This is a genomic window from Rhizobium sp. BK313 (assembly GCF_014193655.1).
Lineage (GTDB): Bacteria > Pseudomonadota > Alphaproteobacteria > Rhizobiales > Rhizobiaceae > Rhizobium.
In genome coordinates this window covers 72,325-95,967 of the sequence record NZ_JACHZQ010000001.1, presented here as the reverse complement: position 1 = coordinate 95,967, position 23,643 = coordinate 72,325, and the positions used below count along the sequence as shown (strand labels likewise).

General features: G+C 61.4%; 20 protein-coding genes. 8 read left to right on the top strand and 12 right to left on the bottom strand.

The annotated features are described in order from the left end of the window. Window positions 1-164: 164 nt before the first annotated feature. Window positions 165-974: a DeoR/GlpR family DNA-binding transcription regulator gene (locus FHT86_RS00430; protein ID WP_133704905.1), complete on the top strand. Its 810-nt coding sequence runs from the start codon at window positions 165-167 to the stop codon at window positions 972-974. Between the two features lie 103 nt (window positions 975-1,077). On the opposite strand, the gene FHT86_RS00425 is transcribed toward FHT86_RS00430, so the two are convergent. After that, the gene (locus FHT86_RS00425) at window positions 1,078-1,959 is read right to left on the bottom strand and encodes a LysR substrate-binding domain-containing protein (protein ID WP_133704904.1); all 882 of its coding nucleotides are present in this window, start codon (window positions 1,957-1,959) and stop codon (window positions 1,078-1,080) included. Window positions 1,960-2,076: 117 nt separating this feature from the next. On the opposite strand from FHT86_RS00425, the gene FHT86_RS00420 reads away from it, so the two are divergent. Further along, window positions 2,077-3,099: a YeiH family protein gene (locus tag FHT86_RS00420; RefSeq protein WP_133704903.1), complete on the top strand. Its 1,023-nt coding sequence runs from the start codon at window positions 2,077-2,079 to the stop codon at window positions 3,097-3,099. Here FHT86_RS00420 and FHT86_RS00415 read toward each other — a convergent pair. From FHT86_RS00415 to FHT86_RS00385, 7 genes are all read right to left on the bottom strand, one after another. Further along, window positions 3,062-4,939, bottom strand: coding sequence for a bifunctional diguanylate cyclase/phosphodiesterase (locus FHT86_RS00415; RefSeq protein WP_133704902.1), 1,878 nt, complete (start codon window positions 4,937-4,939; stop codon window positions 3,062-3,064). The two genes, FHT86_RS00420 and FHT86_RS00415, sit on opposite strands and share 38 nt — an antisense overlap. A 101-nt stretch (window positions 4,940-5,040) precedes the next feature. Continuing rightward, entirely contained in the window at window positions 5,041-6,825 is a 1,785-nt protein-coding gene (locus tag FHT86_RS00410) for an IlvD/Edd family dehydratase (protein WP_133707031.1), read from the bottom strand. Window positions 6,826-6,832: 7 nt separating this feature from the next. Continuing rightward, window positions 6,833-7,717: an NAD(P)-dependent oxidoreductase gene (locus FHT86_RS00405; protein WP_133704901.1), complete on the bottom strand. Its 885-nt coding sequence runs from the start codon at window positions 7,715-7,717 to the stop codon at window positions 6,833-6,835. Continuing rightward, window positions 7,714-8,700: a D-erythronate dehydrogenase gene (gene denD / locus FHT86_RS00400; RefSeq protein ID WP_133704900.1), complete on the bottom strand. Its 987-nt coding sequence runs from the start codon at window positions 8,698-8,700 to the stop codon at window positions 7,714-7,716. Before denD ends, FHT86_RS00405 begins: the two co-directional genes overlap by 4 nt. A 258-nt stretch (window positions 8,701-8,958) precedes the next feature. After that, window positions 8,959-12,156 carry an efflux RND transporter permease subunit gene (locus FHT86_RS00395; protein ID WP_133704899.1) on the bottom strand — a complete coding sequence of 1,066 codons (3,198 nt, stop codon included), beginning with the start codon at window positions 12,154-12,156 and terminating at the stop codon, window positions 8,959-8,961. 120 nt (window positions 12,157-12,276) lie between these two features. Beyond that, a complete protein-coding gene (locus tag FHT86_RS00390) occupies window positions 12,277-13,467 on the bottom strand; it encodes an efflux RND transporter periplasmic adaptor subunit (protein ID WP_133704898.1) in 1,191 nt (396 codons plus the stop codon). A 79-nt stretch (window positions 13,468-13,546) separates the two neighbouring features. Then, the gene (locus FHT86_RS00385) at window positions 13,547-14,359 is read right to left on the bottom strand and encodes an alpha/beta hydrolase fold domain-containing protein (RefSeq protein ID WP_133707030.1); all 813 of its coding nucleotides are present in this window, start codon (window positions 14,357-14,359) and stop codon (window positions 13,547-13,549) included. Between the two features lie 233 nt (window positions 14,360-14,592). Here FHT86_RS00385 and FHT86_RS00380 point away from each other — a divergent pair, with 233 nt between their 5' ends. Next, window positions 14,593-15,504 carry a LysR family transcriptional regulator gene (locus FHT86_RS00380; protein WP_133704897.1) on the top strand — a complete coding sequence of 304 codons (912 nt, stop codon included), beginning with the start codon at window positions 14,593-14,595 and terminating at the stop codon, window positions 15,502-15,504. Window positions 15,505-15,553: 49 nt separating this feature from the next. Here FHT86_RS00380 and FHT86_RS00375 read toward each other — a convergent pair whose 3' ends face one another. After that, entirely contained in the window at window positions 15,554-16,012 is a 459-nt protein-coding gene (locus FHT86_RS00375; protein ID WP_133704896.1) for a carboxymuconolactone decarboxylase family protein, read from the bottom strand. Between the two features lie 139 nt (window positions 16,013-16,151). On the opposite strand from FHT86_RS00375, the gene FHT86_RS00370 reads away from it, so the two are divergent. Further along, complete coding sequence (locus tag FHT86_RS00370) at window positions 16,152-17,036, top strand: sigma-70 family RNA polymerase sigma factor (protein WP_133704895.1); 885 nt, start codon at window positions 16,152-16,154, stop codon at window positions 17,034-17,036. A 5-nt stretch (window positions 17,037-17,041) separates the two neighbouring features. On the opposite strand, the gene FHT86_RS00365 is transcribed toward FHT86_RS00370, so the two are convergent. Continuing rightward, window positions 17,042-17,803: an AraC family transcriptional regulator gene (locus FHT86_RS00365; protein ID WP_133704894.1), complete on the bottom strand. Its 762-nt coding sequence runs from the start codon at window positions 17,801-17,803 to the stop codon at window positions 17,042-17,044. Between the two features lie 123 nt (window positions 17,804-17,926). Between FHT86_RS00365 and FHT86_RS00360 the strand changes: the two genes are divergently transcribed. From FHT86_RS00360 to FHT86_RS00345, 4 genes are all read left to right on the top strand, one after another. Next, window positions 17,927-18,898, top strand: coding sequence for a DMT family transporter (locus FHT86_RS00360; protein WP_133704893.1), 972 nt, complete (start codon window positions 17,927-17,929; stop codon window positions 18,896-18,898). A 97-nt stretch (window positions 18,899-18,995) separates the two neighbouring features. Beyond that, the gene (locus tag FHT86_RS00355) at window positions 18,996-19,724 is read left to right on the top strand and encodes a GntR family transcriptional regulator (protein ID WP_133704892.1); all 729 of its coding nucleotides are present in this window, start codon (window positions 18,996-18,998) and stop codon (window positions 19,722-19,724) included. Window positions 19,725-19,827: 103 nt separating this feature from the next. Continuing rightward, window positions 19,828-21,108 carry a cysteine desulfurase-like protein gene (locus tag FHT86_RS00350; protein ID WP_133704891.1) on the top strand — a complete coding sequence of 427 codons (1,281 nt, stop codon included), beginning with the start codon at window positions 19,828-19,830 and terminating at the stop codon, window positions 21,106-21,108. A gap of 180 nt (window positions 21,109-21,288) precedes the next feature. Further along, window positions 21,289-22,059: an HpcH/HpaI aldolase family protein gene (locus tag FHT86_RS00345; RefSeq protein WP_133704890.1), complete on the top strand. Its 771-nt coding sequence runs from the start codon at window positions 21,289-21,291 to the stop codon at window positions 22,057-22,059. An 11-nt stretch (window positions 22,060-22,070) separates the two neighbouring features. On the opposite strand, the gene FHT86_RS00340 is transcribed toward FHT86_RS00345, so the two are convergent. Next, a complete protein-coding gene (locus FHT86_RS00340) occupies window positions 22,071-22,874 on the bottom strand; it encodes an anti-sigma factor family protein (RefSeq protein WP_133704889.1) in 804 nt (267 codons plus the stop codon). Further along, complete coding sequence (locus tag FHT86_RS00335) at window positions 22,871-23,569, bottom strand: sigma-70 family RNA polymerase sigma factor (RefSeq protein WP_133707029.1); 699 nt, start codon at window positions 23,567-23,569, stop codon at window positions 22,871-22,873. The genes FHT86_RS00340 and FHT86_RS00335 overlap by 4 nt, the downstream gene beginning before the upstream one ends. Window positions 23,570-23,643: the final 74 nt, after the last annotated feature.

The following is a 23,643-nucleotide window of genomic DNA, read 5'->3' as shown; positions in this document are numbered from 1 at the left end:
TTCACCGTAGGTGAGATTTGACTTAAAAATTCAATCTCGAGGTGATTGGAACGAGATAACTTGCCTTCGAGTCGTTATCGCGCTCTAGATGTTTGATCAGGCATGGTCTTATCCGAAAGCCGCTTCGCACTTTTTGGGATCATGCCCTAGATAGGATCGATACCATGTCGGACATCTCCCAGGTGCCGCTTCATTCGAATCATCGGGAACGCGAGATCCTGGAGGAGTTACGGCTTGCGGGCGGCGCAAGCCGTATTCAGTTCCTCGCCGAGCGACTGGCCGTCTCGGAAGAGACCATCCGCCGCAATATCCGCAGCTTGGAGGCCAACGGTCTCGTCACCAAGGTCCATGGCGGCGTCCATATCAAGGACTCGATCATAGAGCAGCCTCTGCATTTCCGAATGAACGAGAACGCGGAGGCCAAACGCATGATCGCCGCCCGCGTCGCGGCAATGATCCAGAACGGCGACACGCTTTTCCTCGACATCGGCTCCACGACGGCTTTCATTGCAGTAGCGCTGCAGAAACATCAGAACCTTTTCATCGTCACCAATGCCGTCTCAGTCGCCCACGCGTTGGCGACCCGCAACGGCAACCGCGTCTTCTTCGCCGGTGGCGAGCTGCGCAGCCACGACGGCGGCGCCTTCGGCATGGAAGCGACTAATTTCCTGCGCCGCTTCAATGTACGCCACGCCATATTGTCGGTCGGCGCCGTCAACGCCGTCTCCGGCTTCATGCTGCACGATCTGGAGGAGGCGGAATATTCACGCGAAGCCGCGCGGCGCGCGGAAAACCGCATCATCGTCGCCGACAGCGCCAAATTCGGCCGTAGCGCCCCAATCATCATCGACGATCCCTCCATCTACGACATGATGGTCACCGACGACGTGCCGCCTCCGGATATTCGTGCCATGCTCGACCGCAACGAAATCGACCTCGTCGTCGCCAATCAGCGCCGGATGGAGCAGCGCTAACTAAAGCAATACGAGGAAAAGTGCGAAAGCGGTTTTCCGTCCGGGATTGCGAAAAAACAAAAAGATAGAACGGTTCTGCGATTCCGTGAAAAGCTGAACCGCTCTAATCCCTGCACATGGCTTCCAGCGTCAATGCCGCCTTGCTGGCGTGGCGCTCTTTGTGGCGCAGCAGGCGGAAACTGCGGATGGGCAAGTCGAACGCTGCCCGAACCAGTAATCCCTGCTGTAGATAAGCCATAGCCGCCGCGCTGGAGATCGCCGCCGCACTCTGTCCGTAGCAGACCGCCGACAGCACGGCCTCGTTCGACGGCAGCACCAAAGCCACGCCAAGATCATGCGGTGACGTACCGAGCTTGATGATGGCATTTTCGAACTCGGACCGCGTGCCCGAACCTTCCTCGCGCATCACCCATGACGTGCCGGTGGCAAGATCGGCAGCGGTAAGCCGCCGGCCGTCCGCCCAGGGATGATCTGGCGGCACGACGATGACAAGCGCATCCTGCGCTACGACCTTCATCGACAGAACCGGCGCGTCCACCTCTCCTTCGACGAAGCCCAGTTCCGCGGTGCCTTCGATCACCGCCTCGGTGACCGTACGCGTATTGCCGATCGTCAAATCGAGGTCGATACCCGGATAGTCGCGGTGAAAGCGCATCAGCACGGGCGGCAGCCAATAGCTGGCGATGGTCTGGCTGGCGCGCAGGCTGAGCCGGCCGCGCTGCAGGCCCCCGAGTTCGGAAAGCATGAGCTCAGCCGAACGCACGCGGGCGAGCGTCGCCTTGGCCTCACCGAGGAAGGTGCGACCGGTCTCCGTCAGTTCGATCCGCCTGCCGACGCGATGAAACAGCTCTACGCCGTAATACGCCTCGAGATTCTTAATGGCCGCGCTGACCGCCGACGGTGTCAGATGGATGGCCTCAGCCGCGTGGGTCAGATGTTCCCGCTCGGCGACGGCGACAAAAATGGCGAGTTGCTCGAAGGTCATGGGAAATCATTCTAATTTATCGAATGAAACATAGGATAATATTCGATGGATGTCGACGTCAGGAGGTGAGACTTTCTCCGCCATATCAAGTTCTCCATAGCCGAATGGCGGTTCCGCATGCCCCTTTTTCACCGAGCCAACCTTATTCTCCCCGGCCTTGCCCTCACGAGCGCCGTAGCCCTTTTCGCCTATGCCGGTGAGCGCGTCGAGATCGGTATTCTCGGCGGCAAATGGATCGAGAGCCTGGTGCTCGCCATCGCGCTCGGCATTGTCGTCTGCACCATAAAGCCGCTGAAGCCCGCCTTGCGCCCCGGCATCGATTTCAGCGCCAAGATTCTGCTGGAAATCGCCATCGTCCTTCTCGGTGCCTCGATCAGCCTCTCGGCCATCAGTGGCGCCGGTGTCTGGTTGATCGGCGGCATCGCCGTCGTCGTCGTTCTGTCGATCGCAGCGACCTATACAATTGGCCGGCTGCTCGGCCTACCGCCAAAACTGGCTACGCTGATTGCTTGCGGCAACTCCATCTGTGGCAATTCGGCCATCGTCGCAGTTGCCCCAGTTATCGAGGCCGGTTCGGAAGAGATCGCCGCCGCCCTTGCCTTCACCGCCGTGCTCGGCATCGCCGCCGTCTTCCTGCTGCCGCTTCTTTATTTCCATGCCGGCATGAGCGTGCCGCAATATGGCGTGCTGGCCGGCCTGACCGTCTACGCTGTGCCGCAGGTTCTTGCCGCTACCGCACCGGTCAGCATCCTTGCCGTGCAGACCGGCACCCTGGTCAAGCTCGTCCGTGTCCTGATGCTCGGGCCTGTTATTTTCTTGCTTGGCGTCATCACCAAGACCGAAACGGCGGGTGCGGACAGCCGCACAGGCCGCCGCCACTCACTGGTTCCCTGGTTCATCTGCGGCTTTCTGGGGCTGATGGCGTTGCGTTCTTTCGGCCTGATCCCTGACGGATTGGTCGCGCCGATGGCACTGATCTCCAACATACTGACGGTCATTGCGATGGCCGCGCTCGGCCTGTCGGTGAACATTCGCTCCGTTGCGCATGCCGGCGGCCGGGTGATCACGGCAGCTACGCTGTCGCTGCTGACGCTCGGCGTCATCAGCTATGGGCTGATCGCCATCCTGCAAATCCAGTAGGCCCGCCATTGCCTTGGGAATTGTCGGAAGCCCGGTGCAGATCCGGTCGCTGAACCGATGTCAGCAGCACCGCGATCTCGTTTACCGACGAAGGATAGCCGATCGCATAGCCCTGAAGTCCGTCACAGCCGGCGCGCGCGAGAAGCCGCGCATGGTCTTCGGTCTCCACGCCTTCGGCGATGACTTCAACGCTGAGGGCTCTTGCTATTTCCACGATCGAGCCGACCAGGCGGCGTTGTTCGTCCGAGACGGTAATTGCCGTCACCAACTGCCGATCGATCTTCAGCCGCTTCGGCTTCAGCTTCACCAGGCCGATCAGCGAGGCATGGCCGGAGCCAAAATCGTCGATCTCGATCTCGATACCCATCTTTTTGATCGCGTCGATATTGGCGAGCACGTTATCGTCGGGATCGTCGAGAAAGATCGTCTCGATCAACTCGAAGGCGATGGCATGACGCGGTATGTTCAGAGCCTGTAGCCGTTCGATCAGGGCTGGATCGGCAAGACGGCTTCCGGAGATGTTGACGGCGATACGCGGTGGCGTCAGGCCCTGCAAAGCCCAGGTGGCGCGGTCGAACAATACGCGGTTGAGAATGGCCGCATCGACCTCGGCCGTCAGCCCGTACTCCTCAGCCACCTTGAGGAAAGCCGTCGGTGCCAGTAGCCCCTTCTCCGGATGCCACCACCGAGCCAGAGCCTCTAGCCCTACGATCCGTCGACTGCGCGCATCCACCTGGATTTGATAGAAAGGTACGATCTCTTGCCGTATCAGCGCCAGTCGCAATTCGTCTGCCAGTTGTCGTTCGGCCTGCAAATCGGATTGCAGTTTCGGCGTGAAGAATTCGACGCGGTTGCGGCCGAGTTTCTTGGCTTGATAAAGCGCGACATCGGATTCCGCCAATAGATTGCCGGCTCCGTCGGCAGCGCTCCAGGCCGCGCCGATCGAGGCGCCCACCTGCAGCATGTCGTGGCCGAAGCGTATGTCGCGCCGCAGCCGCCACAGAATATCCTCGGCGATGGTTCTGAGCTCATCGGCGGTGTCGATATTGACCAGCACCACGACGAACTCGTCACCGCCGACGCGAGCGACCATATCATCAGCCGCAATCGCCCCGGAAATCCGCACCGCCGCATTCTGCAACGTCACATCGCCAGCAGCATGACCCCATTTGTCATTGATCTGCTTGAAACAATCGAGATCGATATGAAGGACCGCCAGCGTCTTCACCGCCGCATCGGCGCGCAGCTCCGCCAGCCGGCGATCGAAATAGCGGCGGTTGGGGAGACCGGTCAGGTAGTCATGGTCGGCGGCATGTTCGATACGTGCGCGGCTCTGCTCCAGTGCGATAGCCCGGGCTTCCGCGACCGCCTTCTGGTTGGTCAGTTCGCGATTGAGCAGGACATCGGCGGTGACATCCCATTCCGCGCCGATGAAAGACGGCTGGCCATCAGGCCCCTCGTAGAAATGGGCGCGAGAGCGCAGATAGCGCACCTCTCCGCTGGGCAGGATGATGCGAAATTGCGAATTGTAGAAGCCCTTTTCGGCAATTGCTCCATCGAACTCGGCAATTGCACGCCCGACATCGTCGGGGTGGAGGGCGTTCAGCCAGACCGACGACGACACCTTGCGATTGGTACGGCCGGTCTGGTAGAGCTTGTGCATCTGCAGATCCCAAAGCACTTCCTGTTCGTTGAGATGATGCTCCCACACCCCGATTTGCGACGTCTCCAACGCCAACTCCAGCCTCCTCAAAAGGTCTTGGAATTCTTGCTCGGATCGCCCTGACGCCGCCTCTTCCACCGGGTTCGAACCCCCTCCGGACACATGGAAAGTCTGCATGATTTCGGCGATATCTTTGCACCACTCCCTTTAGCGATATTTAATAACCCCTCAACAGTTGTGGGCTTTTCCCCGCAACTCTCGCTGCAATCATTTCTTGGTTAATGATTATGACGCGGCGGATTGACCGCGATGTTGCGGAAGTCAGCAGCGCCGTCGAGCACCGCGCCGTCGGAAAGTTGCGTGACTGAACGCCGGTAGATACGTTGCCAGGGTGTCGCGTCCGGCGGAACCGCCGGAATGCCATCGCCTTTGCGCCGCTCGATTTCCGCCTCTTCCACCAACATGTCGCAGCGGCCGTGGTTGAAATCGATGCGGATGGTATCGCCGGTCCGCAGCCATGCGAGGCCACCGCCTGCCGCACTTTCCGGCGAGGCGTTGAGGATCGACGGACTGTCGGCTGTACCTGACTGGCGGCCGTCACCGATCGTCGGCAGGCTGCGGATGCCACTCTTCAGCAGCGCATCCGGCGGCTGCATATTGACGACTTCGGCAGACCCCGGCCAGCCGATCGGCCCGGCCCCGCGAATGACGAGAATAGTGTTCTCATCAATGCCGAGGGCCTCATCGTTGATGCGCTTGTGATAGTCCTCCGAGCCGTCAAAAACCACAGCCCTGCCTTCGAATACGCCCTCGCGGCCCGGCTCCTGCAGATAGCGGCGGCGGAAATCCTCCGAAACGACGCTCATCTTCATGATGGCGAAGTCGAAGAGATTGCCCTTCAGCACCAGAAATCCCGCCCGCTCCTTCAAGGGCTCGGCGAAGGGGCGGATGACCTCGCGGTCCGTCGCTTCCCTGCCTTTCAGGTTCTCCGCCATCGTCTTGCCGGTGACCGTCGGACAGTCGCCATCGAGCTTGCCCGCCTGCAGCAATTCCCACATGACGGCCGGCACGCCGCCGGCGCGATGGAAGCGCTCGCCGAGATAAGCGCCCGCCGGCTGCACGTTGGCGAGCAGCGGAATGTCGAACCCATGCACCTGCCAGTCATCGGGGTAAAGATCGACGCCGGCATGCTTCGCCATGGCGGCCAGATGCGGTTGCGCATTGGTGGAGCCGCCGATCGCCGAATTGACCCGGATGGCATTCAGGAAGGCCGAACGGCTGAGGACGTCGGACGGCTTGATGTCTTCGATCACCAGTTCTACGGCGCGGCGGCCGGTGCGATAAGCCATCTGCCCGCGTTCGCGATAGGCGCCAGGAATGGCGGCGCAGCCGGTCAGCGACATGCCGAGCGCCTCGGCCATGGCGTTCATCGTCGAGGCCGTGCCCATCGTGTTGCAATGGCCCACCGAGGGCGCGGAGGCAAGCGCGGTTTCCATGAATTCTTCTTCATCGATCTCACCGGCGGCAAGCCTGCGGCGCGAGCGCCAGATCGCCATGCCGGAACCGGCCAACTCGCCATCATGCCAGCCATCGAGCATAGGACCGCCAGAAAGGACGATCGCCGGAATATTGACCGTGGAAGCCGCCATCAGCGCCGACGGCGTGGTCTTGTCGCAACCGGTCGTCAGTACCACACCGTCGAGCGGATAGCCGTAAAGCACCTCGACAAGGCCGAGATAGGCGAGATTGCGGTCGAGTGCCGCCGTCGGGCGCTTGCAATTCTCGAAGATCGGATGGGTCGGGAATTCGATCGGAATGCCGCCGGCATCGCGAATACCGTCGCGGACGCGCTTGGCGAGATCGAGGTGATGGCGATTGCAGGGCGTCAGGTCGCTGCCGCTCTGCGCGATGCCGATGATCGGCTTGCCGGAACGCAGCTCTTCCGGCGTGATGCCATAGTTCATGAAGCGCTCGAGGTAGAGTGCGGTCATGTCGATATGATCGGGATTGTCGAACCAATCCTGCGAACGCAGACGACGTTTGGATGTACCGATGTCGGTCATGTCTTCCTCAAGCCTTTCCTCGAGCATTCTTTTCTTCCAGATGCTGTAGCAAGCCGCTGTGGTCGCTTTCACCGCCGCCGTTCTCTACGAATTCGGCGAACTCTGCCCTGACGGCTTCGGTCAACGGCATATGAAGCGACAAGCTTTGAGCGGCGGCAAGAACGGCATCGAGATCTTTCAGTTGATTACGCGATGTGCCGCCGGGTACGAAATTGCGCTCGATCATCCGCTGGCCGTGCAGCTCCAGAATCCGGCTTTCGGCGAAGCCGCCGCGAATAGCGGCGCGAAACGCCTCGCGCGAACCTCCTCCAGCTTCGACCAAAAGCATGGCTTCGGCAATCGCGCCGATGGTAACCGCGACGATTTGCTGGTTGCCGAGCTTGGCAAGCTGGCCGGCGCCGCTGGGTCCCACGTGGGTGACGCGGCCGAGCGGGGCCATTACATCGCGGATGCTATCGATGACATCGGCGTCGCCGCCCGCCATGATCGCCAGTGTACCGGCCGCTGCGCCGACCACACCGCCCGAAACCGGCGCGTCGATATGACGGATACCGCGCTCCGCCAGCTTTGCCGCGTGCTCGCGGGCGACTGGCGGCGGGATGGAGCTATTGTCGACCACGACGGCGCCGGGCTCCAATGCTTCGGCGACACCGCTTCCGAACAGGACCTCACCAACCGCGCCGGCATTGGTCAACATAGTGAACAAGACAGAGGCACCGTTAGCCGCCTCCGCCGCTGTCGCAGCAACGGTGGCTCCGTCTGATGCCAAGGCGTCGGCCTTGCTCCGATCGCGGTTCCAGACCGTGACGGCAAAGCCGGCCCCAAGCAACCGCCGCGCCATCGGGGCGCCCATCAGCCCTGTTCCGAGAAAAGCAACCTTCCGATCGGTCATGGAAGGCGTCCCTCCAACTCGTCATCAATATGGGCACGAATGATCTCGTCGAAGGAGCTCTCCGCTACAAAACCGAGCTCCCTCGCCCGCGTCGCCGTAAAGCCCTGAGCCCAGCCGGAGACGATCCGCATCACAAGCTCGTCCGGCTCGCGGCGGATCAACTTCACCGCCTTGTCGCCCGCGATCCGGCGCAGAGCCTCGATCTGCTCGCCGACCGTGGCGCTGACGCCCGGCATGGAAAGATTGCGGTCGGCACCAAGCGGTGCAAGATCAATCGTCGCGCCGTGAACGAGAAAGCCAACCGCCGAACGCGGTGAAGCATGCCAATGCCGCACGTCTTCCGGCACCGGCAGCACAGCTTCCATGCCGATCAACGGCTCCCGCAATATGCCGGAGAAGAAACCCGAGGCGGCGCGATTCGGCTTGCCGGGACGAATGCAGATCGTCGGCAGGCGAATGCCGACGCCGTCGAAAATGCCGCGGCGCGTGTAGTCAGCCAGCAGCAGCTCGCTCATTGCCTTCTGTGTACCGTAGCTGGTCAGAGGCGTCAGATGGAAATCGTCGGGGATGGGCGTCGGAAAGGGCGAGCCGAAAACAGCGCATGAAGAGGTAAAGACGACGCGCGGCTTATAGCCGTCCTCCGCATGGGCGGCACGAATCGCCTCGAACAGTTGCCGCGTGCCGTCGAGATTGATGCGATAACCCTTGTCGAAATCGAGTTCCGCCTCGCCCGAGACGATCGCCGCAAGATGGAAGATCACATCCGGCCGGCGGGCCACGATCTTCTCCGCCGCTCCTGGGGCTGACAGATCCCGGGCACGGGCCTTCATTTTGCCAGTGAAACCCTGAGGCAGAGGCGGCTCGATGACGTCGATCAGCGACAGCCGCGTGATCTCCCGGCCGCCGAGACCGCCATCGGCCACCAGCCTTGCCGTTAGTTTCCGGCCAATCATGCCGGCTGCTCCAATGATGGCTATGTGCATGGAATCCTCCCTCGCAAATGACCACCAGCGGGCAGCTCCTCTGGCCCGATGTACGTCAATCATTTTGCCTAGGTGTTTGATAAACCCATGGCGTCAGCATGCAAATGAAATTGGCGGGCGAGAGGCAAAATCTTCGAAAAACAGATTGGCCGAAACGGAAAATATCAAAACCAACACGAGATCAAAAAAGAAGGGCGGGACCTTGCGGTCCCGCCCATGACATATCGGGCACTGGGGGTACTACCCGACACGGCATTCCTATTCGGCGGCGATCGGAAGAACCTCTGCCGAATGGTTGTTGTCGTTGTGGTGATGCTGCTTCAGCGGACGGTTGCCCGTCAGCCTGCGGATCAGCACGTAGAACACCGGCGTCATGAAGATGCCGAAGAACGTTACGCCGATCATGCCCGAGAACACCGCCACACCCATGGCGGCACGCATCTCGGCACCGGCACCGGTCGAGGTAACCAAAGGCACGACACCCATGATGAAGGCCATGGAGGTCATCAGGATCGGGCGTAGACGCAGGCGGCTGGCCTCGATCGCCGCCTGAACCGGTGTGCGGCCCTCGAATTCCAGCTCGCGGGCGAATTCCACGATCAGGATCGCATTTTTCGCCGACAGGCCGACGAGCACCACCAGGCCGATCTGGGTGAAGATGTTGTTGTCTCCACCCGTGAGCCAGACGCCTGTCAGCGCGGCCAATACGCCCATAGGCACGATCATAATGATCGCCAACGGCAAGGTCAGGCTCTCGTATTGGGCGGCCAGCACGAGGAAGACCAGGAGCAGCGCCAGCGGGAAGACAACGACGCTCGAATTGCCGGCCAGGATCTGCTGGTAGGTCAGGTCTGTCCACTCGAAGTCGATGCCGGCCGGCAGCGTCTCGTGCAGGATCTTCTCGATCGCCGCCTGTGCCTGGCCCGACGAGAAGCCGGGCGCCGGACCGCCGTTGATGTCGGCCGCCAGGAAGCCGTTGTAGCGGTTCGTGCGTTCCGGACCGGTGGTGGCGTCCACCTTCAGCAAGGCTGAAAGCGGGATCATTTGACCCGATGCCGAACGAACCTTCAGCTGGCCGATATCTTCCGGCTGAGCGCGGAATTTGGCATCGGCCTGCACGCGGACGCTGTAGGTGCGGCCGAAGGCGTTGAAGTCGTTCACATAGAGCGAACCGAGATAGATCTGCAGCGTCTGGAAGACGTCGGTGACGGAGACCCCGAGCTGCTCGGCCTTGGCGCGGTCGAGATCGGCAAAGAGCTGCGGCACGTTGATCTGGAAGCTCGAGAAGATGCCGGTGAGTTCCGGCGTCTGGTAGGCCTTGGCGATCACTGCCTTGGCCGCCTGGTCGAGCGCCTGGTTGCCGAGGCCGGCGCGATCCTCGATCTGCAGCTTGAAGCCGCCTGTCGTGCCGAGACCGTTGACCGGCGGCGGCGGGAACATGGCGATGAAGGCATCCTGGATGGCGCCGAACTTCTGATTCAGCGCCATGGCGATCGCCCCGCCAGAAAGGTCGGGCGTCTTGCGCTCGTCGAAGTCCTTCAGCGTGACGAAAACGATGCCGGCATTCGAGGAATTGGTGAAGCCGTTGATCGACAGGCCTGGGAAGGCGATCGCATTGGCGACGCCCGGCTGCTTCAGCGCGATGTCCGTCATGCGCTTAATCACGTCTTCCGTGCGGTCGAGGCTTGCGGCATCCGGAAGTTGTGCGAAGCCGATCAGATACTGCTTGTCCTGCGACGGCACGAAACCGCCGGGAACCGTTGTGAACAGGCTATAGGTCGCTCCCACCAGCGCGAGATATAGCACCATGACGATGCTCTTGCGCGACAGCAGGCCGCCGACGCCCTTGCCGTAGTATTTCGAACCGGCTCCGAACGCCCGGTTGAAGCCGCGGAAGAACCAGCCGAAGATCGCGTCCATGACCCGCGTCAGCCGATCCTTCGGCGCATGATGACCCTTCAGTAGCAGGGATGCCAGTGCCGGAGACAGGGTGAGCGAGTTGAAGGCCGAGATGACGGTCGAGATGGCGATCGTCAGCGCGAACTGGCGGTAGAACTGGCCCGACAGGCCGGAGATGAAGGCGAGCGGCACGAAGACCGCGACGAGGACCAGCGCGATCGCGATGATCGGACCGGAGACTTCCTTCATGGCCTTGTAGGTGGCGTCTCGCGGACTGAGCCCGTTCTCGATATTGCGTTCGACGTTCTCGACCACCACGATCGCGTCGTCCACGACGATACCGATCGCCAGCACCAGGCCGAACAGACTGAGCGCGTTGATCGAGAAGCCGAAGACATACATTACCGCAAAGGTGCCGATGATCGACACCGGAACGGCGATCAACGGAATGATCGATGCGCGCCATGTCTGGAGGAACAGGATGACGACGAGGACGACGAGCGCGATGGCTTCGAGCAGCGTGTCGATCACCTTCTCGATCGAGGCACGGACGAATTTCGTCGTGTCGTAGACGATCTCGTACTTGACACCAGCCGGCATGGCCTGCTGCAGCTCGTTCATGGTCGAGCGCACGTTGTTCGCGATCTCGATCGCGTTCGAACCGGGCGCCTGCAGAACCGCGACGGCGACGGCCGGCTTGCCGTCGAGCAGCGAGCGCAGCGTATAGTCTTCCGCACCGAGCTCGACGCGGGCGACGTCGCGAAGGCGGGTGATCTCGCCGTTGGCACCCGTCTTGACGATGATGTTGCCGAACTCCTCGGGTGTGCGCAGGCGGCCCTGGGCATTGACGTTGAGCTGCAGATCCACGCCCGGCCGGCTGGGTGAGGCACCGATGATGCCGGCCGCAGCCTGGACGTTCTGGGAGCTGATCGCATTGCTGATGTCGCTGGCGGCAAGATTATGCTCGGCCGCCTTCTGCGGATCGATCCACACGCGCATGGAATAGTCGCCGGCGCCGAAGACCTGCACCTGCCCGACGCCTTCGATGCGGGCGAGCCGATCCTTGACGTTCAGGGTCGCATAGTTTCGCAGATAGGTGATGTCGTGGTCGGCCCCGTCCGAGACGAGGTTGACGACCATGATGAAGTTGGGCGAGCTCTTGACGGTCGTGATGCCGAGGGCACGGACTTCCGCGGGCAGGCGCGGCTCGGCCTGCGAAACGCGGTTCTGCACGAGCTGCTGCGCCTTATCCGGATCGGTGCCAAGCTTAAATGTTACCGTCACGTTGAGAACGCCGTCTGAAGTCGCCTGGCTGGACATGTAGAGCATGCCGTCGACGCCGTTGATCTGCTCTTCGAGCGGCGTCGCCACCGTTTCGGCGATGACGGTCGGGTTGGCGCCGGGATAGGTGGCGCGCACGACGATCGACGGCGGCACGACCTCGGGATATTCGGAGATCGGCAGCGCTCTGAGGCCGATCAGGCCGGCGACCACGATGAGGACCGAAAGAACACCGGCAAAGACCGGGCGGTCAACAAAGAATCTGGAGATGTTCATATCAAAGCCCCCTCTGGGGTGAAAACGGATGCAAAATCCCCGTCCGGCGATTTGAGAGCCGCCGGCGGATCATGTGATTTCGGATATCGGCCTTCTCCCGCGCGGGCAGAAGGCGAAGTCTTACTGAGCGGTCGCGACCTTCTCTGCCAACTGCGGTGCGACGACTGCACCAGGACGGATGCGCTGCAGCCCGTTGACGACGATCTTTTCGCCGACTTTCAGGCCGTTCTCGATCACTCGCTGGCCGTCGACCAGCGAACCGAGTTGGACCTGCCGGTAATTGACCTTGTTTTCGCCATCCACGACGAAGACGAACTTCTTGTCCTGGTCGGTGCCGACTGCGCGGTCATCGATGACGATTCTATTCTCGGCCTTCGGCTGGCCCATGCGCACGCGGACGAACTGGCCAGAGATCAAGCGTCCGCCGGGATTGTCGAAGACGGCACGCACTACGATCGTGCCGCTGGCGGCATCCACCTCGTTGTCGATGAGCTGAAGCTTGCCGGTGATCGGCGTGCCGTCGTCGCTGGCCGTGCCGATCTGCACCGGGATCTGCTCAACCGGCGGCACCGCGCCGTCGCCGGCCGGCAGCTGGGCGAGCGCGCCGGTGACAACCTGCTCGTTGGCGTTGAAGCTGGCATAGATCGGATCGACGGATACGACCGTCGTCAACGCGGGCGAGGAGGAACCAGCCGCGACAAGATTGCCCACGGTGACCTCAATCTTACCGACGCGGCCGGCGATCGGAGCGCGAACCTGCGTATAGTCGAGGTTCAACTGTGCCGTCTGCAGGGCAGCTTGCGCCGCCTTCAGATTGGCAACCGCCTCGGCATAATTGCTGGCGCGCGTATCCATGTCGCTCTGCGAAATCGTCTTGTTATCGGAGAGCTTCTGGCCGCGGTCGACTTCGACCTTGGCGAGATCCAGCTTGGCGCTAGCTGCACCAACTTCCGCCTGCGCCTGGGCGACGGCCGCCTCATAGGGTGCGGGGTCGATCGTCACCAGCAGGTCACCCTGCTTGACCAACGCGCCTTCGCGGAAATGCACCGACTGGATGGCGCCGGCCACACGCGGGCGCACCTCCACACGATCGATGGCTTCGAGCCGGCCGGAAAACTCCTGCCAGGTCGTGATATCGCGCGCCTCGACGGCGGCGACAGTAACGGGGATGGCCGGCATCGCTGCCGGGGCGGCCGCTTCGGTCGCTTGAGCGCCGCGCGGCAAATCCAGATAGAAGGCTGTGCCTGCAACGGCCGCAGCAACACCCATGCCGGCGCCCCACAGGGCCCAGCGCTTACCGTTGGACTTCATGTTAGTCTCTCCTTTTGATCCCGGCTTGGGACACGGGACCGAAAATTCCTATCGTCTCGACATCATCAGACTTAGTCGATCAAGCCTGCACATCCTCGACAAAGTGCCTGAAACAACAGCAGACATCCTGCTGCCATGTCGGCTTGTCTTTCGACTGCCCGCCGTAAATGGTGGGCCAGCCTGTCCCGGCGGGAAGGACTTGCTGGCGAACACGAACGCCGGCCCCTTTCAGGCGGCTGCCGTATTCCATGCCCTCGTCGCGGAGCGGGTCGTCCTCGGCCGTGAGCACCAATGCCGGCGCGAGGCCCGAAAGCCGCGAACAGTATCGAGGCGCAGCATAGGGGTGACAGACACCGCCCAGAAAACCCAGGTAGCGGTTCCAACCCTCTGTCCAACGCTCGCGCATGCCGCTTTCCTCCGCCTGGAGGAAAGATTTCGATCCCATGAAAGGATCAAGCAGCGGCGATATCAGCACCTGTCCGTCCAGCGAACCCGGCATCTGATCGCGCGCTTTTAAAGCCACGCCCGCCGCAACGTTGCCACCCGATTCCTCACCGGCGACAAAGAGCAGCGACTTTTTCGCCCCGCCCAGCGCAAGCATGTTTCGCTTGTTGCCGAGATAGGCGAGAATCCCGTAGGCGCATTCCAGCACCTGCGGAAACGCATTCTGGTTGCCGCTGCTATAATCAGCAGCAACCACGATCGCACCGGCATCCGCAAGACTTGCGGCCACCGGGCGGTCAATAGCACGCTCGGTATCGAGAAAAGCGCCACCATGCAGGTAAAGCACGATGGGTGCCGCCTTCTGGAGACCTTCGCCGTTGTAGACCCGCGCTGCCACCGGCCCCGTGGGCACGTTTTCCAGCATCACATCTTTCCACGGCGCACTCATGGACCCATATCCTTGTCTATTCGATTGAACATGATCTCTTCCGAAAACTGTTCCCACACGTTTCGGATCATGTTCCGGATTGCGCGGCCCCAAGCGCCCCATGCCGCGTTGCAACATTCACGGCTACAACATATTGTTATTCCGTTCTGAGAATAAGTAGCCTATATTCGATCAGACTATTCATGAGAACAAACAATCGACCTCTTTTCGCTATGGTCGAAGGGCGCCTTAGAATGGACCAGCTATCAGCAATGCGGGCATTTGCACGCGTGGTGGAGACGGGCAATTTCACCCGCGCCGCCACAACCCTCTCCATGCCGAAGGCGACCGTGACGACGCTTATCCAGTCGCTCGAGGCGCATCTGCACACCAAGCTCCTGAACCGCACGACACGCCGCGTCATGGTCACAACAGACGGCGCGCTCTACTACGAACGTGCCATTCAGATCCTTTCCGAAATCGAGGAACTGGACGGCAGCATCAGCAATTCGCAGAGTCTGCCGAGCGGTCGTTTACGCGTCGAAATGGCCGGCGCTTTCGCCGACAACATCGTCATGCCGGCGCTTTGCGATTTTCACCAGCGCTATCCGGACATCCATATCGACCTCGGTGTGGGCGACCGCCTGGTGGATTATCTGGCGGAGAATGTCGACTGCGCCCTGCGTGCGGGCATGCCGAGCGATCAGTCGCTGATTGCCCGGCGCGTGGGAGAGATACAACTCATCACTTGCGCCGCACCGCGCTATATCGAAAAATTCGGCGTACCCGAACGGCCGGAAGAGCTGGAGAGCAATCACTATGCCGTCAGCTATTTTCGGGCGCAGACAGGACGGACCATTCCGTTTGAATTCCAGCGCGGCAACGAGTCGCTCGAGATCAGCCCGCGTTACATCCTCTCGGTCAACGACAGCCGCAGCTATGTCAACGCCGCATTGACCGGCCTTGGCATCGCCCAGGCACCGACCTTCATGGTTCGTGACGCGCTCACCAAGGGCGATCTCATCCCCATCCTTCCCGGCTGGAGCCACAGCCCCCTGCCACTGCATATCGTCTATCCCCCCAACCGGCACCTGAGCAACAAGGTGCGCGTGTTCGTCGACTGGCTGGCGAAACTGCTTGTAACATCGAGGGTTGGGGAGATTTGAGATGTAGGACACCTTCTCCCGACGGGAGAAGGTGCGCACGTGGCTTCGATCAGTTCCAGGAAGCTCCAGCCTGCTGCCGGACCGTCGAGTTCAGCCGATTCCAGACATTGTCGACGGCGATCGAGACGATCAAAGCGGACAGTGCTTTTTCGTCATAGTGCTTGGCCGCCTCGTTCCAGATCTCGTCGCTTACCGCCTCCGGCCGATCGGCAAGCCGAGTCATGGCTTCGCCGAGCGCAAGGGCAGCGCGTTCGGCCTCGCTAAAATAGGGCATTTCACGCCACGCGGAGACGCCGACCATGCGTTCGATCGTTTCCCCCTCCTTCTGCAGCTTGCGGAAGCCCATGTCGGTGCAGACGCTGCAGCCATTGATCTGGCTGACGCGCAGATGCACGAGATCCATGGTGTTTTCGGACACGCCGCGATCCTTGATCGAAGCGCTGACGGCCAAAAGGGCTTGCAGGGTTTCCGGTAGGATGACGGCGGGGTTCTTCATGCGGGCTTGCATTATTCTCTCCTTGAGGTGTTTTCAGGTGAGCCCAACAGGGGGCCGATCTTGACGACACGGTCCCATGCCGATCCTTTGTCACACCAGCTTGGTTTCGTTCGTCATAGGCATGACGGAGCGCACGCAAGGAATGTGACCGATGGACGAAAAAAAATGGCAGGCAGAAAAATTCGAGGCCAACCGGCCGCATTTGCGCGCGGTCGCCTACCGTATGCTTGGCTCGCGCACCGAGGCGGAGGACGCCGTGCAGGAGGCATGGCTACGGCTCAGCCGTGCGGATACCTCGGAGGTCGAAAACCTCAGCGGCTGGCTGACGACGGTTACCGCCCGCATCTGTCTCGACTTGCTGCGCTCCCGCAAATCCAGGCGCGAGGAGCCGCTGACCATCCGTGTCCCCGAACCGGTCGTCAGCCACGAGGACGGCACCGGCACTGACCCGGAGCAGGACGCGCTGCTCGCCGATTCGGTCGGGCTGGCACTGCTGGTGGTGCTGGAAAAGCTTGCCCCTGCCGAGCGGCTGGCCTTTGTGCTGCACGATATGTTCGACATACCCTTCGACGACATCGCCCCCATCGTTGGACGCACCACCATCGCCACACGCCAGCTCGCCAGCCGCGCCCGCCGCCGGGTGCAGGGAGCACCGGTCATTGCGGAAGCCGATCTTAGCCGCCAGCGCCATGTGGTCGACGCCTTCCTGACGGCCTCGCGCGGCGGCGACATGAATGCGCTTCTTGCCGTTCTCGATCCCGACGTCATCTTCCGCGCCGATGCAGTGGCCGCACAAATGGGCTCGCTGGCGGAAATCCGCGGCCAGGCGGCAGTGGCCGAAGCCTTCCGCGGCCGAGCCCAAGCGGCCCTGCCGGCCGTCATCAACGGTGCTGTCGGCGCCGTCGTCGTCCTTGGCGGACAATTGCGGATCGCGCTCCGTCTCACCGTTGGCAATGACGGCCGGATTATCGGCATGGACGCGATGGCTGATCCAGAGCAACTGCGCAAGCTCGATGTGTTGGTGATTGATCCGTGAAGGCGCTAGCGCATCTGCGTCGGGCTCGTCCCGGTCAGCCGGCGAAACATGGCGATGAACGCGGAGGCGTTGCTGTACCCCAGTTGCGCCGCGATCCGTTGCACTGGCTGGCCGGCCTCGATCAGGGCCAGCGCCGCGACCAGTTTCAGCCGCTGGCGCCACTCGTTGAAGGAGATGCCGAGATCGTCGTGACAGCGGCGGGAAAGCGTCCGCTCGGTCGTTTTCATCCGGCGCGCCCATTCTGCCAGAGAATGCCGATCGCCGGGATCGGCCTGCAGCGCCTTGAGCACCGGCCCGAGCAACACATCGTCCGATAGCGGCAGGTAACTCTCGCTGCGCGGTGCCAAGCGTATCTGATCGACCAGCACCTGTGCCAGCCGCAGGTCCTCCTCGGTCTTCGGCAAGGTGATGTCGCGGGCCGCGAAATCGGCAAGGATCGCCTTCAGAAGCGGGCTGAGGCCAAGCGTTGCCGGTGCTGCCGGAAGATTGGCGCAGAGCGACCGCTCGACATAGACGGTGACATAGCGAACGTCATACTGGTTCCACGCCTCGTGCAGCACATCGGGAGGAATCCAGATCGCATAATGCGGCGGCGACAGATAACGCACACCCTGAATATCGAAATCGACGACGCCGGCGAGCGCATAGTTCAGCTCACCCCAAGTCTGACGCTTTGCGGGAAAGACCGTGCCGCCTTTATAATTCTCCGTCCGGAAGGAGACCGGCTGCGGCGGGTCTCCTTCTACGCGTGGTTCGCGCGCGCTCATGTCCGTAATCCACTACCGATGTCTGAAACTCGCTATATACCAGTAATCAGACAGACGGTAAAAGCGATACCAATATAATCTCGACCGATCCGACCAGTCCGACCATCCTCCAGGAGGACTGCCATGAGCAGCAACCCGCCCTCTCCCGCCACCGGCACAGCCTCCATAATGACGAGCGCAGCGCTTGCGCCGCTTTGCACCGTCCTCATCTGGTCCGGCAACACCATCGTCACCAAGGCTGCATCCGGCGTCATCTCGCCCGGTTCAATCTCCTTCTATCGCTGGCTGCTGGCCTTTCTCGTGCTCCTGCCTTTCGTCGGCCGGGCTGCATGGCAAAACCGCACACTCGTCAAGCAATACTGGCTGAAGCTCGCCACGCTTGGCGCACTCGGTATGGTCATCTACCAAAGTCTTGCCTATGAGGCCGCCAAGACCACCTCTGCGGTCAACATGGGTGTGATGCTGGCGCTGATGCCGCTGCTGTCGACGTTGCTCGCAAGCGCTCTGGCCGGCGAAAGGCTGACGGCCACAAGCCTCGCAGGCGGGGCCATCTCGCTGATCGGCCTGATTTATCTGACATCCCAGGGCCACCCGGTGACACTGCTGAGTGGCGGCTTCCATATTGGCGACGGCCTGATGATCATTGCCGTGCTGTCCAACTCGCTCTACGGCGTGATGTTGAAGCGCTGGGCGATGCCCCTTTCCATGTGGCAGCAATTGTTCTGGCAAATCGGCTTCTCGACCATACTGTTGATCCCGGTTTTCCTGATGGGCGAAATTTCGCCGATCACCTCGGCCAATCTGCCGCTGATCCTCTATGCGGCTATCCCGACATCGCTGGTCGCGCCGCTTTGCTGGATGATCGGCATCCAGAAACTTGGAGCCGCGCGCACCTCCTTGCTCATCAATCTCCTGCCGATCATCGTCGCGGTCTTGGCCTGGGCGATCCTGCGCGAACAGTTGCACGCCTATCACGCCATCGGCGGCGCGCTCGCCCTCATCGGTGTCGGCCTCGGTCTAAGGCAGGCGAAAATCGCCAGGGGCGAGACGGAGCCAGGCGCCGATCAGGCGGCTTGGGAGACTGAGGAGGTTTGACGTTCCGATCTCCGCGTCGAAACACTTTCCATCCAGCCGCCCTTCGTTCTACCATGCCAGCCACGACTGGAGTCGCCCAAGCAAGAAGGAAACGAGCGTGCGCATAGCCCTGGAACCGGTGTCTTCGAGAACGACCATCCAAGAGGGCGTGTACCAGCAATTGCGCAATGCGCTGATGGCCGGCCATTTCGATCCCGGCCAGACGTTGACCATCGCCTCGCTCGCCGAAACGTTCGGCACCAGCAACATGCCGGTGCGTGAAGCCTTGCGACGGCTGGCGGCGGAAAATGCACTGGAGGTCGCGCCGAACGGCTCGGCCCGCATCCCGATCGTGACACTTGCCCGCCTCGACGATCTCTGCCGCGCCCGCATCGCCGTCGAAGGACTGGCGGCCGAACTCGGCATTCCCAGGCTGACCGCCACCGACATCGAAACACTGGAGCGCATCGCAGCCGAACAGCACGCCATCGGCCGCAGCAGCAATGTCTACGAACTCATGGCGAGGAACCAACAGTTCCATTTCACCATCTACCGCGCTTCCGGTTCGGATGTGCTGCTGCAGTTGATCGAAACGCTATGGCTGCGTTTCGGTCCCTATATGCGCATGTTGTCAGCCTCTGTCGAACCGCTGATGCGTAGCGGCGAAATCGATCCCGCCGGTCCGCATTTTCCGATCATTGAAGCGCTGAAAGCCGGCGATTTCGCCCGCGCCCGGGATGGCGTCGTCGCCGACATCCGCCGCACCCACGAGATCCTGCGCGATTACTGCCCCGCAACTGAAGACGAACCCCGCGCCAAAGGACCGGCCTCCGCACAACGGCGGTGAGACATTCCGGCGCAACGGCATGAATTTAGTTGAACCCTCAAATACTTTGTGATCAAATGATCATGACGTTAGTTTTGAACCCATCATTCGTAGCGAGATCCTTATGAGCGCCTCTCCTTCCCCGTCGAAATTTTCCGGCCACAATAGCTTCCCGGTCGATGAAGTCCGCGCCATGTTTCCGGCTATTCAGAAGGCCGGCGATTTCGTGTTTCTCGACAATGCCGGCGGTGCGCAGGTGCCGCAGGCGGTGGTCGATGCGGTCGCCAACCATCTCATCGACTACAACGTCCAGCGCATGGCGAAATACCAACACAGCCAGGGCGTCGACCGCAATCTGGCCGAAGCGCGCGAGAGCGTTGCCATGCTGGTCAATGCTTACCGCCCCGAAGAAATCTCCTTCGGTCAGAACGCCACGTCCTTCATCCGCCTGGTAAGTCTCGGCATCGCCAAGCTGCTCGGCGAGCGCAACGAAATCGTCATCACCGACATGGACCATGACGCCAATATCGCCACCTGGCTGGCGCTGGAGGCCGATGGTGCGAAGATCGTCTGGTGGCGCATGCGCGAAGACGGCACGCTTCATACCGAGGACCTGAAGCCGCTTCTGAACGACAAGACGCGCCTCGTCGCCTGCACCGTGACCGCCCACTCCATCGGCACGATCGTCGACGTGAAGACCGTCGGCAAGCTGGCACATGCGGCAGGCGCGGAGGTCTTTCTCGATTGCGTTCACTATGGCCCGCATGGCCTGATGGATGTACAAGCCTGGAATTGCGACTATCTCGTTTGCTCGGGCTACAAGAATTTCTCGCCGCACATGGGCTTCCTCTGGGGCCGCTTCGATGCGCTGGTGAAGCTGCCTACCTTCAAGGAAGACTTTATCCCGGACGTGCCGCCCTACAAGATCGAAGTCGGCACCTTCACCTACGAAAACGTGGCGGGCATGAACGCCGCCGTCAAATATCTCGAAGCCCTCGGCCTCCGGTTCCTGCCGGCCGGCCAACATACTCGCCGCGAAGCGCTTGCCGCCGCGATGGGCGCGATCCGCGAATACGAATTGATGCTGTCGCGCGAGATGATCGCCGTTCTGAAGCGCCATGGTGCCGTCATCTATGGCATTTCCGATGACGCTCGCCTCGAACAGCGCGTGCCGACCATCTGCTTCAACATGCCTGATATCACGCCGCAGCAATTCGCTGCTGAGATGGGTGAAGCCGGCATTGGGCTGCGCGACGGCCACATGTTTGCCCCGCGCCTGATGAAACGCCTCAGTCTCTCCATGGAAACCGGCGCAATCCGTGTATCTCTGGTACACTACAACAAGGTCGAAGAAATCGCCCGCTTCGAAAAAGTGCTTACCGAAGTCATCGCGCGGCACAAATAAGCCGCGTATGAGCGGTGGCGGCGCCCGAACAACTCCGCCACCGCGATCTCTCTCCTCTCCAATCCTGCCCGAAGACGTGGGTATATAAAATACTTCAAGCCTAAAATGGATTGCCGCTTCGCAGACGTTTGATTTGCGGTTATCCCTCTTCGCAGGGATCGTTGGAGAGCGAAGAAAATAATGGGCAATTTCCGCAAAAACTGCATCGAGAAAAATCTGCTCATTGGCACCTTCGCCGCCATACCGCATCCCGTCGCGATCGAGGTCACGGCGGCATCCGGCGTCGATTTCCTCTGCATCGATTGGGAGCATTCGCAGATCGGCCGCGAACGAATAGAAGATCTGATCCGCGCCGCCGACGTCCATCGTGTTCCTGCTATGGTCCGTGTACCTGGCCATGCGCCGGAGTCCATTGCCTCGGTGCTGGACGCAGGCGCGGCCGGCGTGCTGGTACCCCGCGTATCTACGGCGGCGCAGGCGACGGCTGCAGTTCTCGCGACGCGGTATCCGCCGATCGGCGAGCGCGGCGTCGGCCCCGGTCGGGCGGCCGCCTACGGCTATCGCATTCCAGATTATCTCGCAAAGGCCAATGCCGAACTCGTCCTTGCCGTCCAGGTTGAAACCGCGGAGGGGCTCACCAATATCGCGGAAATCGCCGCGGTCGATGGCATCGACATCATCTTCATCGGCCCCGGCGATCTCTCCGTCTCGATCGACGCCATGGGCCCGGCCGGGAAAGACAAGCTTAACACGGCCATCGAAACCATCACCAGAACCGCGCTCGCCGCCGGCCGCACGGTCGGCATCTTCCGGCCTTCGTCGGACGATATCGGCACATGGTCCGCAGCCGGCATCAGCTTCTTCCTGCTGGCCAGCGACACCATGTTTCTTGGCGCCGGCCTTGCTGACGGGGTTGCCCAGGCACGTCAGCAAGGCACGGCGAAACGCTAGAATTACAGCGCCTAAAGGCCTGCCGCTCGGGAAAAATTATCGCGAAAAGCGGCAAGATCGGGCGGGCTGACGTCCGAAACCGCCCAGAAGACCAGCCCTCCCCCTGACCATTCGGTGAGATTATAACCGTCGTGCATCGTCTCGCTCCGCTCGACCTTTGCACCCGGCCAGACGAAGAGATTGATGACATGGCCGTGGCGGCGATAGACAAGCGCCGCAACAACCCGACCATTGACGTAATCCACGCGGCCGCCGATCAGCGGAAAACCGTCCGCCGCAAGATCGACCACCGGCGGCGAGAAGTCGATCTTGCCGTTGAACCAGGGCTTGACCGTATGCTGGTCGGATGTCTGCACATCGACCAGATGGTTGGCGAGCATCGAGCGCACATGGCTGGCGAGCAATTCATTCTGGATGGGCGCGCTTGTCTGCGGATTGCCAAGTACCAGCATCAGGCTCGCCGCCAAAGCAGCCAGCGAGGGTACGAAGCTCCATTGCCCGAACATTTGCAGGCCACGCCACCACGCGCTTTGCTGACGGCGCGTCCCCGAAGCCGGCGCCGGCCGCTGCGCTTCTTCAAGAGAAATAGCCGTCATGATACGCGCGCGAACCTCGTCGGGAGCCTTCCACTTCACGCCATCCCGGCCGACGACCCGCTTCATGTCTTTGAGCCCTTCCAAGGCGGCGGTGCAATGCGGGCACGTTGCAAGATGCTGTTCAAATTGGATGGTGTGGACAGCGTCGAGTTCGTCATCCACATAGCTATGCAGGATCGTTTCCCATTCCGGGCAGCTTTCCGGGGTTTTCTCGCTCATGACGCGGCCCCGCCTCTCTCGCCCAGTTGCCATGCCTCGCCAAATTCACGCCTCGCCCTGGCGAGTCGCGACATCACGGTTCCGATCGGCACGTCGGTTATGTCAGCGATCTGGCGATAGGACAGGTTTTCCAGCTCCCGGAGCACCAACACTTCCCGCGACAAGTCCGGAAGAGAGCCGATAACTTGCCGGACCCTCTGCGACTCCGTCTTACGGATCAAGGCCGCCTCGGGCGAATCTTCGTCAGAGGCAACGTCGTGAACACCGCCGCGTAGCTGCTCCTCGTCCTTCGCTTCGCTTTCCGTGAACGGCGTTTCGAAGCGCGCCTTGCGCCTGCCTTCGCTCAGCCAGACGTAGTAACAGTTCCGGACGATGGCAAACATCCAAGCGCGGGGCTCACCACCGCGATAGCCCTCGAAATTGCGATAGGCGCGCAAAAAGGCTTCCTGCACGATATCCTGCGCCGCATCGGCATCCCGGCTCAGAAACCGCGCGAAATTATAGGCGGCATCGAGGTGTGGAACGACGGTATTTTGAAACTGCAGCATCAGGTCGCGTGACGCCGGCGAGAGGCTCCCAAGATTTTCGTGGTGCAGCGATTGCAGCATCGGACCAACGATATTGATGGCGACGGCCGAGCACCTCTTTGCGGATGGCGCGACGGTCTGCCGGACAAAGGCGACCACAGCTCGCATCCCGATCACCGGCCAACTCAAGGCTGAAACGAGCGGCGGCGGCGTGCGACCACCAAATGTGGAGAAGGCGAAAT